This is a genomic window from Paenibacillus sp. (assembly GCF_035645195.1).
In the GTDB taxonomy this organism is placed as follows: Bacteria; Bacillota; Bacilli; order Paenibacillales; family YIM-B00363; genus Paenibacillus_AE.
The window spans coordinates 108206-123502 of record NZ_DASQNA010000022.1 but is presented as its reverse complement, the minus strand read 5'-3'; the positions used below and the strand labels follow the sequence as shown (position 1 = coordinate 123502).

At 61.3% G+C, this 15297-nt stretch carries 12 protein-coding genes; 4 read left to right on the top strand and 8 right to left on the bottom strand.

The genetic code is table 11. The features are described from left to right. The first annotated feature begins 43 nt into the window (after positions 1-43). Positions 44-1060 carry a DUF3231 family protein gene (locus VE009_RS12025; RefSeq protein WP_325007868.1) on the top strand — a complete coding sequence of 339 codons (1017 nt, stop codon included), beginning with the start codon at positions 44-46 and terminating at the stop codon, positions 1058-1060. 45 nt (positions 1061-1105) lie between these two features. Here the strand turns inward: VE009_RS12025 and VE009_RS12020 are convergent, their stop codons facing one another. The 7 genes from VE009_RS12020 to VE009_RS11990 all read right to left on the bottom strand — a co-directional run bounded on the left by VE009_RS12020 (position 1106) and on the right by VE009_RS11990 (position 7295). Beyond that, a complete protein-coding gene (locus VE009_RS12020) occupies positions 1106-1879 on the bottom strand; it encodes a Cof-type HAD-IIB family hydrolase (RefSeq protein WP_325007866.1) in 774 nt (257 codons plus the stop codon). 75 nt (positions 1880-1954) lie between these two features. Then, complete coding sequence (locus VE009_RS12015) at positions 1955-3190, bottom strand: multidrug effflux MFS transporter (RefSeq protein WP_325007864.1); 1236 nt, start codon at positions 3188-3190, stop codon at positions 1955-1957. 165 nt (positions 3191-3355) lie between these two features. After that, positions 3356-3793, bottom strand: coding sequence for a MarR family transcriptional regulator (locus VE009_RS12010; RefSeq protein ID WP_325007862.1), 438 nt, complete (start codon positions 3791-3793; stop codon positions 3356-3358). Between the two features lie 49 nt (positions 3794-3842). After that, entirely contained in the window at positions 3843-4466 is a 624-nt protein-coding gene (locus VE009_RS12005; RefSeq protein WP_325007860.1) for an alpha/beta hydrolase, read from the bottom strand. Beyond that, positions 4463-5413, bottom strand: a complete 951-nt coding sequence (locus VE009_RS12000; RefSeq protein ID WP_325007858.1) for a ring-cleaving dioxygenase — start codon at positions 5411-5413, stop codon at positions 4463-4465. The genes VE009_RS12005 and VE009_RS12000 overlap by 4 nt, the downstream gene beginning before the upstream one ends. Before the next feature lie 123 nt (positions 5414-5536). Continuing rightward, positions 5537-5935, bottom strand: a complete 399-nt coding sequence (locus VE009_RS11995; protein ID WP_325007857.1) for a DoxX family protein — start codon at positions 5933-5935, stop codon at positions 5537-5539. A gap of 274 nt (positions 5936-6209) precedes the next feature. Continuing rightward, a complete protein-coding gene (locus VE009_RS11990; RefSeq protein WP_325007855.1) occupies positions 6210-7295 on the bottom strand; it encodes an S-layer homology domain-containing protein in 1086 nt (361 codons plus the stop codon). A 332-nt stretch (positions 7296-7627) separates the two neighbouring features. On the opposite strand from VE009_RS11990, the gene VE009_RS11985 reads away from it, so the two are divergent. The 3 genes from VE009_RS11985 (at position 7628) to VE009_RS11975 (ending at position 11876) form a co-directional block, all read left to right on the top strand. Next, the gene (locus VE009_RS11985) at positions 7628-9745 is read left to right on the top strand and encodes a HAMP domain-containing methyl-accepting chemotaxis protein (RefSeq protein WP_325007853.1); all 2118 of its coding nucleotides are present in this window, start codon (positions 7628-7630) and stop codon (positions 9743-9745) included. A 174-nt stretch (positions 9746-9919) separates the two neighbouring features. Next, positions 9920-10600 carry a metalloregulator ArsR/SmtB family transcription factor gene (locus tag VE009_RS11980; protein ID WP_325007851.1) on the top strand — a complete coding sequence of 227 codons (681 nt, stop codon included), beginning with the start codon at positions 9920-9922 and terminating at the stop codon, positions 10598-10600. After that, entirely contained in the window at positions 10590-11876 is a 1287-nt protein-coding gene (locus VE009_RS11975) for an MFS transporter (protein WP_414694836.1), read from the top strand. The genes VE009_RS11980 and VE009_RS11975 overlap by 11 nt, the downstream gene beginning before the upstream one ends. Before the next feature lie 51 nt (positions 11877-11927). Here the strand turns inward: VE009_RS11975 and VE009_RS11970 are convergent, their stop codons facing one another. Further along, a complete protein-coding gene (locus VE009_RS11970; RefSeq protein ID WP_325007847.1) occupies positions 11928-15173 on the bottom strand; it encodes a glycoside hydrolase family 44 protein in 3246 nt (1081 codons plus the stop codon). Positions 15174-15297 lie beyond the last annotated feature (124 nt).

Sequence of the window (15297 nt, the reverse complement as noted above, 5' to 3'; positions counted from 1 at the left end):
AATACTACGCGATAAGGACAATTCTTCATATCATGGAGGACTTATGAGCGCAGAAAGCGTGAAGCCGGCGAACATCGAACTATCTTCTACGGAAATCGGCGGTCTGTGGAGCATTTACATGCAGGAGAGCATGGCCGTTTGTTTCCTTCGTTATTTCCTGCACCACCTGCAGGACGAGGAAATCATTCCGCTCGCCGAACAGTCGCTGGCCCTCTCGCAAGGGCGCTTATCCCGGATCGAGAGCATCTTCTCGGCCGAACAATTTCCGATTCCGACGGGCTTTACGGACAAAGACGTCAACTTAGAGGCTCCCGCCTTATTTCACGACCCGTTCGCTTTAAGTTTCATTTACATGAACAATCGATTGGCCATGATCAACTTCGCGTTCACGTCCTCGAACAACGTTCGTCTCGACGTGCTCGATTTTTTCAACGAATGTTTGCACTCGACGACCGAAATGTTCGGCAAAGCGGTGAAGCTGCTGTTGGAGAAAGGGCTGTACGACCGGCCGCCGAAAATGAACTATCCCGAGAAGGTGGAATTCGTGCAAAAGCAAACGTTCTTGAACGGGATGTTCGGAAAGAAGCGACCCCTGAACGCCATCGAGTTAAGCGAAATCTTCTTTAACATCGAACGAAATTACTTCGCCGTCATCATCATGCTGGGCTTCGCCCAAGTGATGGAGGACAAGGATTTGAAAAATTTCATCCTCCGGGGGAAAGAGATCAGCGAAAAACAGATCGAGTTTTTCAACAAGCTGCTTCTCGAGGAGGAACTGCTCGGCACGGTGACGGTCAGCATGGAAGTGACCGACTCGACGGTATCCCCGTTCTCCGACAAACTGATTTTGGCCATGATCAATATGTTGAACGCGGTGGACATCGTGCTTCTATCCCATGCGACGGCGCTGTCCATGCGAACCGACTTGATCGCCAACTACACCAAAATTATCGCCGAGATTATGGCTTACGCCAAAGACACGTTCGATATCGTCGTGGAGCGGCAATGGCTGGAGCAGCCTCCCTTGACGACGGACCGGCAGCAATTGATTTACAGTTAACGCAAAAAAGGCAGGCTCCCCGCAAAGGAGACCTGCCTTTCAAATTTACAACAGCCCGACCGCCTTCAAGCCGTGCCAAATGCCGTCGTCGCCGACGTCGCGCGTGACGACGTCCGCAACCAGCTTCACCGTCTCCGGCGCGTTCCCCATCGCGACGCCGGTGCCCGCGAAGCGCAGCATTTCGATATCGTTCAGGTTGTCGCCGAACGCGTACACGTCCTCCCTCCGGAAGCCGAGCCGTTCGATCATCGCTTGCACGCCTTCCGCCTTCGAACCTCCGAAAGGCAGCACGTCCATAGAATACCGATGCCAGCGGATAAACTGCAGATCGAAGCCTTGCCGGTACGCCTCCTCCGCCTCCGCTTCGCAGAACACCATCGCTTGATAAATATCCTCTTCATGAAAATAGTTCGGGTGGTAGTCCGGCATGTCGAGCTCCAAGGACGATAAGCTTTCCACGACGAACGGATGGTCCGTCTCGGCGCATTTCATCGTCTCCGCCGCCATATATACGATCGGATGATTGCTTGTTTTCGCGGATTCATGCAGTCGCTCCAGGACCGGTTTCGGAATCGGCTGGCTGCGGACGACGCTTCCCTCGTGCACGACGTATTGCCCGTTCAAGCTGACGTACGTATGAATGTCGAGCTCCTCGCGGATGCTCCGGAACATGAACGGCCCCCGTCCCGTCGCGATCGCGACCTCGTGGCCGAGTCTGCGCAGCTCCGCGATCGCCTCGCGCGTCGACGCGGGAATCGTTCGCGTATGATGATCCAGCAGCGTGCCGTCGATGTCGAAAAACACCATTTTTCGGTTCACTTCCGCACTCCTTCCTTCTCTGTCAAACTTCTTTCTAAGTTCTATTGTACACCATCGCGCGCGGCGTCGGCCGCATTATGCCCGTTCCGACTTCGGCACGATGAGCAAATATCCGGCCAGCGCGCCCGTCGAGCAGACGGCGATCACCGCGCCGATCGACGCGGCCGACTCGCCGCCGAACAGCCCCGACAGCGGGGAAATGACGGCGCCGAACAGCATGCCGATCAGCCCGAGCAGCCCGGCCGCGCTGCCGGCGTTCTGTTTATGCTTCTGCAGCGCGAGCGACATGCTCGTCGTCGAAATGATGCCGACGCAGAAGATCATGACGAATAAAGCCGGAACGACCGCATACAAACTCGCCTGGCTCAGCAGCGCCGCGAACAGCGCCGCCCCCGCGACGGCGGACAGGATCAGTCCGGTCAGCAGCAGCGAGCTCTCGCGGAATTTGCCGACGAGACGAGCCGTCCCCTGCGCGCCGATGATGTACCCGGAGCCGTTCAGCGCGAAGAGCAGGCTGAACGTCTGCGGCGACACGCCGTACAAGTCCTGCATCATGAAGGACGATCCGGAGATGTAGGCGAACAGTCCGCCCATCATTAGCCCCTGCGTCACCGCATAGCCGATCAGCTCCCGATTGCGCAGCAGCCCGAGCATCGCTTTCACCGACTTCGGCAGCCCGCCGGCGATGCGCGCATGCTTCGGCAAGCTTTCCGGCACGGCCAGGTACACGGACAGCCACAGCAGCGCGCCGAACGCGCCGAGCAGAAGGAATACGCCCTGCCACGACGTGACGAGCAGCAGCTGCCCGCCGACGAGCGGCGCCACGATCGGCCCCGCGCCTCCGATCAGCGTCAGCAGCGCGAAAAATTTCGTCAGCTCCGCGCCGTCGAACCGGTCTCTCGCGATCGCGCGCGCAATCACGATGCCCGACGCGCCCGCGAGCCCCTGCACGAAACGCAGGAACGCCAACCACTCCACGGACGGCGCGAAGGCGCATAACAACGAAGTAATAATATATACGGCCATGCCGACGAACAGCGGCCCCCTTCGGCCCCAAGCGTCGCTGATCGGGCCCGCGACGATTTGGCCGAACGCCATGCCGAGCAGGAACGTAGTCAGCGTCAGCTGCGTCCACGCGGCGGTCGTTCCGTACTCCGCGGCCATCTCCGGCAGCGCCGGCAAATACATATCGATCGAGAACGGTCCGATCGCCGTCACCGTGCCGAGCACCACTCCCGCCAGCATCCGCCCTCCCGAGCGGCTGCCGGCGAGCGGCATCTTCCATTGCGCTTTCCCCTCGATGTTCGTCATCCCCGTTTCTCTCCTTTTTTTATATACCGTTCCATTATACTGGTCTTGGGCGTGCGCTAGGAATCTTTTTCGCTTGTAAAAATTCTGTTATTTACTTTTTCTCTCTATCTATAAAACAAAAAATGCCCGAACAGGGCGCTCCCCGTTCGGGCCGGTATGTCTGTCTCACTTGGTTTCCTGCGCGTACAAGCCGAGCTTTTTGACGAGCGCGATCGCCTGACGCTTCTCTTCCTCGGTAAGCCCCCCCATGATCGACTCGATCGCGGACGCGTGCGCCGGGAAGATGTCGTCGAACTTTGACTTCCCCGCCTCCGTCAATTCCGCGTACGTCACCCGACGATCTTCGGGACAAGCGACCCGGCGCAAATATCCTTTGCCCTCGAGTTTGTCGACAGTGTAGGTGATGCCGCCGCTCGTGACGAGCATGCTTTCGCCGATGCGCTGCATCGGTACGCGCCCTTTGTGATACAGCAGCTCCATCACCGTGAATTCGGATTCCGATAACCCGTTTTTCTTCATGTCTTTGGCAGCTCGATCCATGACGACTTTGTATGCTTTAGACAGCACTACCAGAAGCTTCAACGACAGTTCTCGGTCATCCATTCCCTTCACCTCCGGGGGCGGATCGGATCCACCTCCTAATCATAGCATGTTACTCGGAAATTTGTCTTCCGAATTGAATGCGGTACCAAGCCGCCGCCGCTTCGACTTCGGATCCGGTCAATTGATGGCCGTAGGATTCCCAATGCACGGACACGGACGCGCCGGCGCCTGCCAGCAGCGCTTGCAGCTCTTCCGTTTCGCGAGGGGAGCAGATGGGATCGTTCCTGCCGGCGCCGATGAACACCGGCGTGCCGGTCAAATCCGGCAGGGCGGCGCCCCGCCGGGGCACCATCGGATGGTGTAGAACGGCGCCTTGCAGCGAGCCGGGAATATGAAACAGCAGGCTGCCCGCGATGTTCGCCCCGTTCGAATAGCCGACCGCGACGACCTTCGAACGGTCGAACCCGTATTGCTCCGCGGCTTGATTGACGAAATCGTGCAGCTCCTGCGTGCGGAACAGCAAATCCTCCTCGTCGAATACGCCCTCCGCCAACCGGCGGAAAAATCGCGGCATGCCGTTCTCCGATACGTTGCCGCGTACGCTTAACACCGAAGCGCCGGCATCGATCATCGGGGCGAGCGGCAGCAGATCGCGCTCCGTCCCGCCCGTGCCGTGAAGCAGCAGCAGCGTCGGAGCGTCCCGATCCGCGCCTCGCTCGAACAGATGCCTCATGGCCGCTCCTCCTTCAGCTCGCGAATCGCGAACGGCGGCAGCCCTTCTTCGATCTGCGCGCGATGCGTCTCGAACCATTCCGGCAGCATCAGCCGTTCGCCGAGCGACTCGTACGGCTCGTCGCGCAGGAAGCCCGGCGGATCGGTCGCGATCTCGAACAAAATTTCGCCCGCCTCGCGGAAATAGACGGCCGTAAAATATTGCCGGTCGACGATCGGCGTCGGCTGGAAGCCGTTCGCGGCGACCCGCTCGCGCCACGCCTCTTGGTCCGAGACGTCCTTCGCCCGCCAGGCGATGTGATGAATCGTGCCCGCCCCGCCGTGGCCGCGGCCCATCGGAGCGGCGTTGACGTCGATGACGTTGCCGATGTCCCCTGCGGCGCGGAACCGCACCCAACCGTTCTCCTCGCCGATCCGATCAAGTCCGAATACATGCTCCAGCGTATGCATCGTCGAAGCGGGCGCCATGCTGAACAGCATCGCGCCGCCGAAGCCCTTGATTGCTTTGTCAAGCGGCACGCCGCCGAACGACCACCGGCTCGGCTCGCCCGCTTCGCGCTCGACGAGCTCGAGCTGCAGTCCGTCCCGATCCTTGAAGCGGAGATACGTTTCCCCGAACCGCTCCTCCCGCTTGAACGGAACCGAGTGCGCCTGCAGACGAGCCTCCCAGAAGGGCAGCGCGCCGACGGGAACGGCGAACGTCGTGTACCCGACCTGACCGCCGCCGACGACGCCTTTGCGCCCGTGCTCGAACGGGAAGAACGTAATAATCGTGCCCGGGCTGCCGGTTTCGTTCCCGAAGTAAAGATGGTATACCTCCGGAGCGTCGAAATTAATCGTTTTTTTCACAAGTCGAAGTCCGAGCAGTCCTGCGTAAAAGTCGGCGTTCGCCTGCGCGTTGCCGACGAACGCGGTAATGTGATGAATTCCGGCCGTTCGCTGCGTCATCGAAGTCCCTCCGTTCAAAATGATTTATTTATTATTCCCTAAAACGCCCTTCGGCCGCAATTCCCGCCGAAGAGATGAAAAGAGCGAACCGAATCCGAAACGTTCGCGTTCGCTCTTTCTTTGTTAGTTAAGGATCGCGTCCAAGGAGTAGCTGCCGGCGCCGCTGAGCGCGAGGCCGACGAATACGGCGATCAGCACCAAGTTGAATTCATACCCGTTCGACGTCACCCAAAAACCGTTCCGGCCGTGAACTTTGGCGATCGCGACCGCCATCGTCAGCGCGAGCAGGATGGAGACGACCGGAGTGAACAAACCCGCCGCGAAGAACAACCCGCCGACGAACTCGACGAGTCCCGCGGCCACCGCCATCATGACGCCCGGCTTCATGCCGATCGATTCGAACCAGCCGCCGGTGCCTTTCGGACCGTACCCGCCGAACCAACCGAACAACTTTTGCGCGCCGTGCCCGACGAAAGCCAACCCGATAATGACGCGAATCAACAACAAACCCATATCTTCCATAAATAATTCCCTCTCCATTCTGTCAATTTTAATAATTTTGAATTTGAGATACTTGACGAAAAAAAATTGCCTACTTACTTCTTTCCCCGATCCTCTCTTGTTTCGGGCTCCACCTCCGTCTGCCGCCTAGTTTACTTGAAAATTAAATATATTGAATTTGAGATGTTCTCAATATACATCGGTTTTTCCGGTTTGGCAAGAGGTTTTTTCAGAAAAAGAAAGGCGATCCGCTCCGCGCCGCCGGCGCCGCTCCGATCGCCCTTCCTCCCGCATCCTAATCGTACGGGTAGTACGCGTAGATTTTCCAAGTTCGGTCGTTCATCTTCTTGAGGTAAAACAGCCCCTCGACGGTTTTTTCCCCTATCGCTTCGTCTTCCCCGAGATAAATGCGGTACGGATAACGCCCGCCGGTCGCTTCGGCGACGGCGAATCGGTCGCTTTTGGCCAGCACTTGTACGGACGGCGTCCCGGTTTGCGTCATATCGATGACATACCCCTCCGACGCCAGCGACACGATTTCGTCCGCGACCGAATCGGTGAAAGACAAGTAGTACCCCGTGTAAAATTCCGCGTTCGCGTCGTACAGCCGTCCGTAATTTCGAGCCTCGTCGGTATACGCTTCGAACTGCCGCCGCTCCGATTCGAGCACGACGTTCGCCAGCATTTCGTCCGCGGGCAAATCCGCGGCCTGCAGGTCGAGCGCCCGCTGCAGCATGACGACGGCTTCCGCCCGCTTCGCCTTCTCGAACGGACGAAACTCCGTCTCGGTCACCCCGCGAACGATGCCGACTCGGCTCGCCTGCGCGATCGACGCCGCCGCGAAATAGTCCGGCACGTCCGCGAACGTCTTGCTTTCGCCGGCGAACGACACCGTTCCGCTGAACGCCCTGACGACCAGCGTCGCGATTTCGCCGCGGGTGATCGGTTGATCCGGGGCGAACTCCGTCGCCGAGACGCCGCCCGCGATATCCAGCGCGCTGGCGATGCGGATCGGCTCGAAATACCAAGCGCCCGGCTGCACGTCGACGAACGTCTTCCCCGCCGCATCGCTCGCCGCCCCCAGCGCGCGAACGAGTATCGCCACGAATTCCGCGCGGCTGATCGATTGTTCGGGCCGGAGCGTGACGATCCCTTCGGCGTCGACATATCCCTTCAGCAGATCGGCGTTCACGAAGTTGTCCAGCTCGTCGAACGCCCAATGCGTCTCGATGTCCGCCGGATAGTACATATCGAGAGACACCCGCTGCTCCGCCGCCGCCCCGCCTTCGGCGAACGGTCTCGCCCCGCCGGCGCCGCCCCCGCATCCCGCGAGGAGCGCGAGCGCCAAGGCCGCGAGCATCCATTTCCTCATGTTCAACATCGACATATCCCCCTACGACCGAGTAGCGACGTTCGTAGTTTGCTTATCCGCACGTCGATCCATTCGAATTCCGCGTTCCGCGGGAACATATTTCATCACAAATTCATCACATGTACAATTTTTCGTCCATCACCGAAGTAAGCGATTTCACCTGTAAAATCGCATTGCTCGCCGGGACGCAATCATGTAATATTATGCCAACATATTTCAGAACATTAATGGTCAACTGTGTTACATTTGTTCGGGTTTTTGATAGCAAATCGTAAGAAAATCGAACAACAGTCGGCTGAGCCGGGGAAACTCGCTTCATCATTCATTGGGGGTACATTGTTGTGAAAGCCATTCTGGCCATTTTCGTGCAGCCGTTCGTCGCGGTCATGAACCGCGCCCGTTACGCGCAGAAATTCGTTTTACTCACCATGGTATTCGCCGTGCCGATCGTCATCATGCTGATTCAATTGGTTTCTACATACCGAGAAGAGCTTCGCCTGCTTTCGCTCGAACGGGAAGGCTCCGCCTACGCGCAGCAGGTCAAACCATTGATCGTCGCACTGCAAAAGCACCGCGGGCTATCCAACGGCTTCCTGAACGGGGACGCGTCGCAGGCGGCCGCTTTGCAGCAGACCGAGGCCGAATTGGAGCAGCGGATGGACGCGTTCCGCGCCTTCCTCGCGAACGGCGGCTCCGCCTTCGGCGCAGCGGAGTCTTGGCAGCGATTCGAAGCCGATTGGACTTCGCTGAAGGGTGAATACGCCAAGCTCGAGCCGGACGACAGCTTCCGGAAGCATACGGCCCTGATCGTGTCGCTGCAGAAGCTGATGGTCGTCATCGCCGACCGCTCCAACCTGACGCTCGATTCCCGATTGGATACGTTTTATTTAGGCGCTCTCTTAACGAACGAGCTGCCCTCCTTAATGGAAACCGCAGCCGAGGCGCGCGGGCGAGGAACCGGCATCCTGGCGGCCGGGGCGGTCCCTGAAGAGCGGAAACTCGAGTTCATGCTCGCGATCGAAAACATCGAGCGATCCGTCTCCGAAATGATGAAAGCTCGCGACCAAGCGCTCGCCTACAATCCCGCTTTGAAGCAGGAATTGGAGCAGCCGGCGGCGGCCAGCCTCGAGACGTCCGCGGAGTTCTCCAACCTTGTGCAGGAGCAGTTCGTCGAAGGCGCGTTGTCGATGCGGCCGGCCGACTATTTCGAGACCGGCACGCGGACGATCGACGCGGCGTCCGTCTTGTTCGACGCAACGGCCGCGTCGCTCGACCGGCTGCTCGACGAGCGGATTCGCGAGGTGCGTACGCGCGCCGCCGTCGTAGCGGCCGCCTTGCTATTGGCGTTCGCGGCGGCGGCGCTGCTGTTCGCCGGGTTTTACCTCAGCGTTCGACGGACCGTGCGGGAGCTCGGCTCGCGCGCCAAGGAGCTGGCGGAGGGGGATTTGTCGGTCCGGGTCGCCTTGGAGACGAAAGATGAACTGCTTGCCGTCGGCGCGGCGTTCAACGAGATGGCGGAGCGCATCGGGAGGCTGATTCGCGCGAACCGCTCGATGATCGAGCAGACGACCCATTCGGCGATCCACCTTCGCTCGACTTCCGAGCAAACGATCGCCGCCGCGGAGGACATTACCGAAGCGTCTCAGCAAGTCGCCGTCGGCGCCGAGCGCCAGCTCGACGCTGCGTCCGAGACGTCCCGGGCGATGGAGGAAATGGCGGCCGGCGTGCAGCGTATCGCGGAATCGACGTCGGAAATTTCGGATTTGGCCGGGTCCGTCGTTTCGAAAGCGCGGAGCGGCGGCAACCTGCTCGGCCTCGCCGTCGAGAAGATGGAACACATCCACCGGACCGTCAACCGTTCGGCGGCGACGGTGCGCGAATTGGGACTCCGCTCGGAGACGATCGGCGCCATCACCACCGACATTACCGAAATCAGCGCCCAAACGCAGATGCTCGCCCTGAACGCGGCGATCGAGGCCGCTCGGGCCGGAGAAGCCGGCCGCGGATTTTCGGTCGTCGCCGACGAAATCCGGAAGCTCGCCGACCGCTGCAAGGAATCGGCGGACTCGATCGCGCGGTTGGTGACGGAGATCGTCGCCTCCGTGCAGGAGGCCGACGCGGTAACCGGCGAAGGCAAGGCCGCGACGGACGAAGGCATTCGCGCCATCGACGAGGTGAGCGCCATGTTCAAGAACATCATGACGTCCGTCGAGCAGGTGGCTGTCGAAATCGGGGAGGCGTCCGCCGCCTCCGAGGAGCTGTCGGCCGGCACGCAGCAAGTCGCCGCCTCCGTTGCCGAGCTCGCTTCCATCGGAAGAGAGGCGCTCGGCCGAACGCAGACCGTCTCCTCCTCCAGCGAAGAGCTGCTGTCCGCGATGGAGGAAGTGCAGGCGATCGTCGACACGCTGACGGAGACGTCGGTCCGACTCGACGAGGAAATGAAAAAATTTACGATATGACGGAAAAGCCCCTTCGGGCGAACTGCGGTCCCGTAAGACGAACGCCGGCGACAAGCGGCCTCTTGCGCGCGCAATTCCATGCCGAAGGGGCTTTTTTTTGTCTTGACTTTCCAGTATGGCGATCTTACAATCTCAAGTATTCAATAAAATAATTGAATAGATAGGCGGTGTCCGATGCATTCCCCTCCAGAGTGGAAGGAATCGTTTTATCAGGAGCTCTCGCGAATCGGCAAATGCTTCTCCAGCCCGAGGCGTCTGGAATTGATCGACCTGTTGGCGCAGAGTCCGAAATCCGTCGAGCAGTTGGCGAAGCTCTCCGGCATGAGCGTCGCGAACGTCTCGCAGCATCTACAGCTCTTATATGAAGCAAGGCTCGTCCGATTTACGAAGAAAGGAAATTACGTCATTTACGAGCTGGCCGGCACCGACGTCGCCGCCGTCGTCTTGTCGATGCGCGAGGCGGCCGAGCGGCGTTCGGCGGAGATGCGTCTGATCAAAGAACGGCTCGTCCGCCCTCACGACGCGCTGGAGGCGATCCCGCTGACGGAGCTCAAGGCTCGCCTGGACCGGGGCGAAGCGCTGCTCGTCGACGTTCGGCCTCGCGAAGAGTACGAGGCGTATCACATTCCTGGAGCCGTCTCGATCCCTTTCGACGAATTGGAGCGGCACTTATCATCCCTGCCGGCCGATCGCGATATCGTCGCGTACTGCCGCGGGCCGTACTGCATGATGTCCGCGCAGGCGGTCGAGCTGCTGCGCCGGCGCGGGCTTCGGGCGCATCGCCTCGAAGAAGGCGTTCTCGAGTGGCGGGCAGTTATGGATGCGGAGAAAGGCGGGACGAACGATGTCGCATGAAGCCTATATTGAATCGCCGGACATGAAGAAGCGGCTTTACAAGAGAACGCTGATCATCGTCGTTCTCTCGCAAATTTTTGGGGGCGCCGGGCTGGCCGCCGGCGTCACGGTCGGCGCGCTGCTCGCGCAGGATTTGCTCGGCAGCGACAGTTTCGCCGGCATCCCGTCCGCGCTGCTGACGCTCGGCTCCGCCGGGGCCGCGATGATCGTCGGAAGGCTGTCGCAGCGGTTCGGGCGCCGCGCCGGACTGACCGCGGGGTTCCTCGCCGGCGGTGTCGGCGCGGTCGGCGTCGTCGCCGCCGCCACGATCGAGCATGTCGCCCTGCTGTTCCTGTCGCTGCTCGTGTACGGCGCGGGCACGTCTACCAACCTGCAGGCGCGGTACGCCGGAACCGACCTCGCGAAGCCTGCCCAGCGGGCGACCGCCGTCAGCATCGCCATGGTGTCCACGACGTTCGGCGCCGTCGCGGGACCGAACCTGGTCGACGTCATGGGCCGCTTCGCCCTTTCGCTCGGCATTCCGGCGCTCGCCGGGCCGTTCTTGCTCGGCGCCGCGGCTTTCCTCGGCGCCGGGATCGTCCTGTGGCTGTTCCTCCGCCCGGACCCGTTCCTCGTCGCCAAGGCGATCGCCGAACGGGAGGACGCGAACCGGGCCGCTTCGCCGTCCGGCCCGGCCTCCGCGACGCCCGTTCGAGGCCGCGGCGTCATCGTCGGGGCGGCGATCATGCTGCTGACGCAAATCGTCATGGTCGCCGTCATGACGATGACGCCGGTGCACATGCAGCATCACGGCCACGGGCTGCGCGAGGTCGGCGTCGTCATCAGCATCCATATCGCCGCGATGTTCCTGCCGTCGCTCGTCACCGGCGTGTTGGTCGACCGCATCGGCCGGACCGCGATGGCGATGGCCGCGGGCGCCGTCCTGCTTATGGCCGGCCTGCTCGCCGCCTTCGCGCCCGCCGACTCGGTGCCGCTCCTCATCGCCGCGCTGGCGCTGCTCGGCCTCGGCTGGAACTTCGGCCTCATCAGCGGCACGGCGCTGATCGTCGACGCGACTCCGCTCGCGTCCCGCGCCAAGACGCAAGGAACGATCGACGTGCTGGTCGCGCTCTCCGGCGCCTCGGGCGGCGCGCTGTCCGGCATGGTCGTGGCGCACTCGAGCTTCGCCGCGCTCTCGCTCGGCGGCGGCATCCTCTCGCTGCTGCTCATCCCGGTCGTCGTCTGGTCGCGCCGCTCCCCGGCGCCCGCAGCAGCGGGTCGGGGAGCGCAGATGTAGCGCCAATATCAAAAAGGCTGCCTCGCGGCAGCCTTTTCCTTTTGTATCAAACTACTTCGTCAGCACGATATGCGCGACGGTGAGCGGCGGCAGCTCGTATTCGAACCGATTGCCTTCGATGCCGTCGACGCCGGGGCGCTCCGTAATGTCGGGGCTCTCCGCGTCGAACGCGAAGACGCGCGCCGACGTGTATGCCGTATCGCCCGCGATGTCGAACACCGCGTTCATCGCATGATCATAGTTTTTGTTCATGACGATCAGGTGCAGTTCGCCGTCGTTCCCTTCGAAGACGGAGCCGTAAATCGAGCTGTTCTCGATATTGTTCGTCTCCGCCTTCACCGACGTATCCCCGAACGTCGATTCGCTGCCGTCGTAGTTCGTGAACAGCTTGACAGCCGCGGAGACGTAAGGCGCGAACTGCAGGTGGTTCGTCATTTTCCAGAAGTTCGCGAGGTACACGCCGTATTTGCCGAAGATCCCCATGACATCCGCGTGCGCCACGCCGCCGTACACGTTGTCTTCCCCGCCGTAGTTATATTCCGTAATGGCGATTTTCGTGCCCGGATTGTATTTATCGATCGACTGCTGGACGCGCGGAATGATTGGCAGGAACGAGCTGTACCATTGCCCGATCCAGCTGTTCTCCGTATACGTCGGATCCCACAGCGACCGCGGCGCCTGCATGCGCGCAAGGTTCGCCTCCAAGTTTTCGTACGAACCGCTGTCCGTAATGCGATAGCCGCCTGCGGAAATTTCCGGATACCAGTGGAAGTCGACCGCGTCGAGCAGACGCTTCCCTTCCTGGGCCGAAGCGGCGCGGAACTGATCCAAGTAATAGTCCAAATACCAATCGTAATTCGACTTCAGCTGTTCCCAATCCGGTGCGGCGTGCATGCTGTGCAGCTCGTCGAAGCTGTAGGCGACCGGGCCGTACATTTCTGCGGCGGGATCGACGTTCTTCACCGCCTTCGTGAGGGCGATGCCCTTCGTCAGCACCTCTTCGGCACCCGGCTTCTCCGGATGCATGTACGGATGCGTATGCTTCCAGAGGCTCGGCTCGTTGTCAATTTCATACCCTTTGATGCCCGTCGCCGCCGACGCGCCGCCGAAACGATGCACTAAGGCGTTCACGAATTCGTCCATATAAACGGCGTTGTCGTTCAAATCCGGCGTCAAGCTGAACGGCGCGTTCTTCGCCGCGTACACAGGCACCCAGCGGTTCGACGGAGCGGTCTCCGCCGCCGACACGGAGCCATTCTTGTCGGCCGCGACGTAGCCGGCCGTTTGCAGCGTCGCCAGCGTATACGCGCCCTGCTCCAGCGACTTCTGGTGGAATCCCGCGATGCCGATGCCCGGTTCGTCCATGTTCCCGCCCCACGGCACGCCGCCGTAATACCACGGCACGTAGTTGTCGCTCTGATGGAAATAGTCGTCGCCCGCGTTCGAAGCGTTCGTTTCCCAATTGTACGTCGACATCCGGTTGCCGCCGATGCGGCGCGAGCCCCAGTTTTCCGTGCCCGTCAAGTCCGCGTTCGTGCCGTAAATGTACGGCGAAATCGGCTTTCGGTCTGCCGTCGGATCGACCGTGAACTCAACCGTGAATTCGCCGGTCGGCGTCAGCACCGTGTTCGTGACGATCGGCGCGCTCCACGGTCCGACCGCCGCGCCGTCTTTCGCGCGGACCCGGTACGTGTGCTTCGTGCCCGGCGCAAGGCCGTTATGCGTGTAAGCCGCCGCCCCGCCGACGTCGATCACCGCGCCGTCCGCTTCCACCTCGTACGCGACGTCGGCGTCTTCCAGCCGATCCCACGTCAGCGCAATCGACGTCGACGTCGTCTTGCCGCGCACGTTCTCCGGCGCCGGCAGCTGCCGCAGTCCGGTCGTCTTCACGGTGAGCGGCGCGCTCCAGATGCTGACCGCATCGCCTTTGCGAGTCCGCACTTTATACGTATGCTTCGTGCCCGGCTGCAGCCATTCGTGCAGGAAGGATGCGTCCGCGACGTTGCTCGTCACTTTGCCGTCGGCTTCGACGTCGTACCCGGTCGCTCCCTCCACCGGATTCCATGCGATGCGGATGCTCGTATCTTGCGGCTCCGCCGCAATGCCTTCCGGCGCCGGCGGAATGTCGTACAGCGTCGGCTCGACGCCCCAGACCAACGCGGAACTATGGTAGCCCGTCGCCTGCGCATTGGCCGTCATGGCGCCCGCAGCGTTGTACGAGTAATCGTTCGTCTGGTTGAACGTCGACCAATCGCTTTTGTTGATCCACGTATAGATGCCGACCTTCTTGCCCGGTTCGAGCGAGCCCGCTTCCGCCGCGAAGCCGACCTCCAAGTAATAATCGGCCTTCTCGGACGGAATCGGCATTTTCACGAATTTCGTCTGCACGTACTGCTTCGGCGCCGTCGTCCAGAACCCGATCGAGAGCGGCTTCTCGCCGTCGACCGTGAAGTAGTAGCGCATCGTGACGTCCTGCAGGCGGACCGCAGACGTACCGACGTTGTAGACTTCCAGTTCCGGCGTAATCATCTGCGTCGTCGACGACGCGCCCGTCTTCGTCTTCACTTCGAGCAGCGCGCCGCCGGTCTGCTCGTTCGTCGTGCGCACCGTTACCGCCGGGCTCCATGCGCCCGGAGCGCCCGCCGCGTCCTTCGCCCGCACCCTGTACGCATGCGCGGTGTTCGGCGCGAGGCCTTGGTGCACGTACGACGGGTCGACGACGTTCTCGGTCACGACGCCGTCCGCTTCAACGTCATAGACGGATGCGCCGGACACGCGGTCCCATGTGAGCAGCACGCTTCGATCCGTCGGCTCGCCCTTCACATTGCCGGGAGCCGGCAGCCCCGCGGGAGGCGCCCCGCCGCCCGTAATCTCGAACGTCGCCGCGCCGGCGTGCCACTTGTGCATGCCGCTCCAGCCGGCGCCGAAGATGCCCAAGCTGACGATGTACTTGCCGGCCGGCAGCGTCGACGGGATGCTCCATGCGAACGGCACCGAGGTCGTCTCTTCCGCCGTCAGCTGGATGTCGTCTTTGAACGCTTGATGCACTTTCTTCAGCGACTCGTCGAAAATTTCCACATCCACCAACACCGATGTGGTTTCGGATGACGTGACGTATACGTCCACGGCGACGGTGGACCCCGCTTCCGCCTTCGCGGGCGTCACCTGTGCCGAAGTCTCCATCGTTGCCGCCGACGCCGGCGTCGGCCGAAGCGGCCCCGCGGCGCCGAACAGCGCCGTCGCCGCCACGGCGATCGCGAGCAGCGCCGCCGCTTTTTGTTTCCATTGTTTTTTCATGCGTTTCCCCTTCCTTTGCGGCGCATTCGCCGCGTAACCCTTGAATTCATGTGCCGAAGGTTATTGTATAGGATCGCGCACCGCGTGTTTGTGTTCTGCATCACACTTTGGAAAATATTTACTC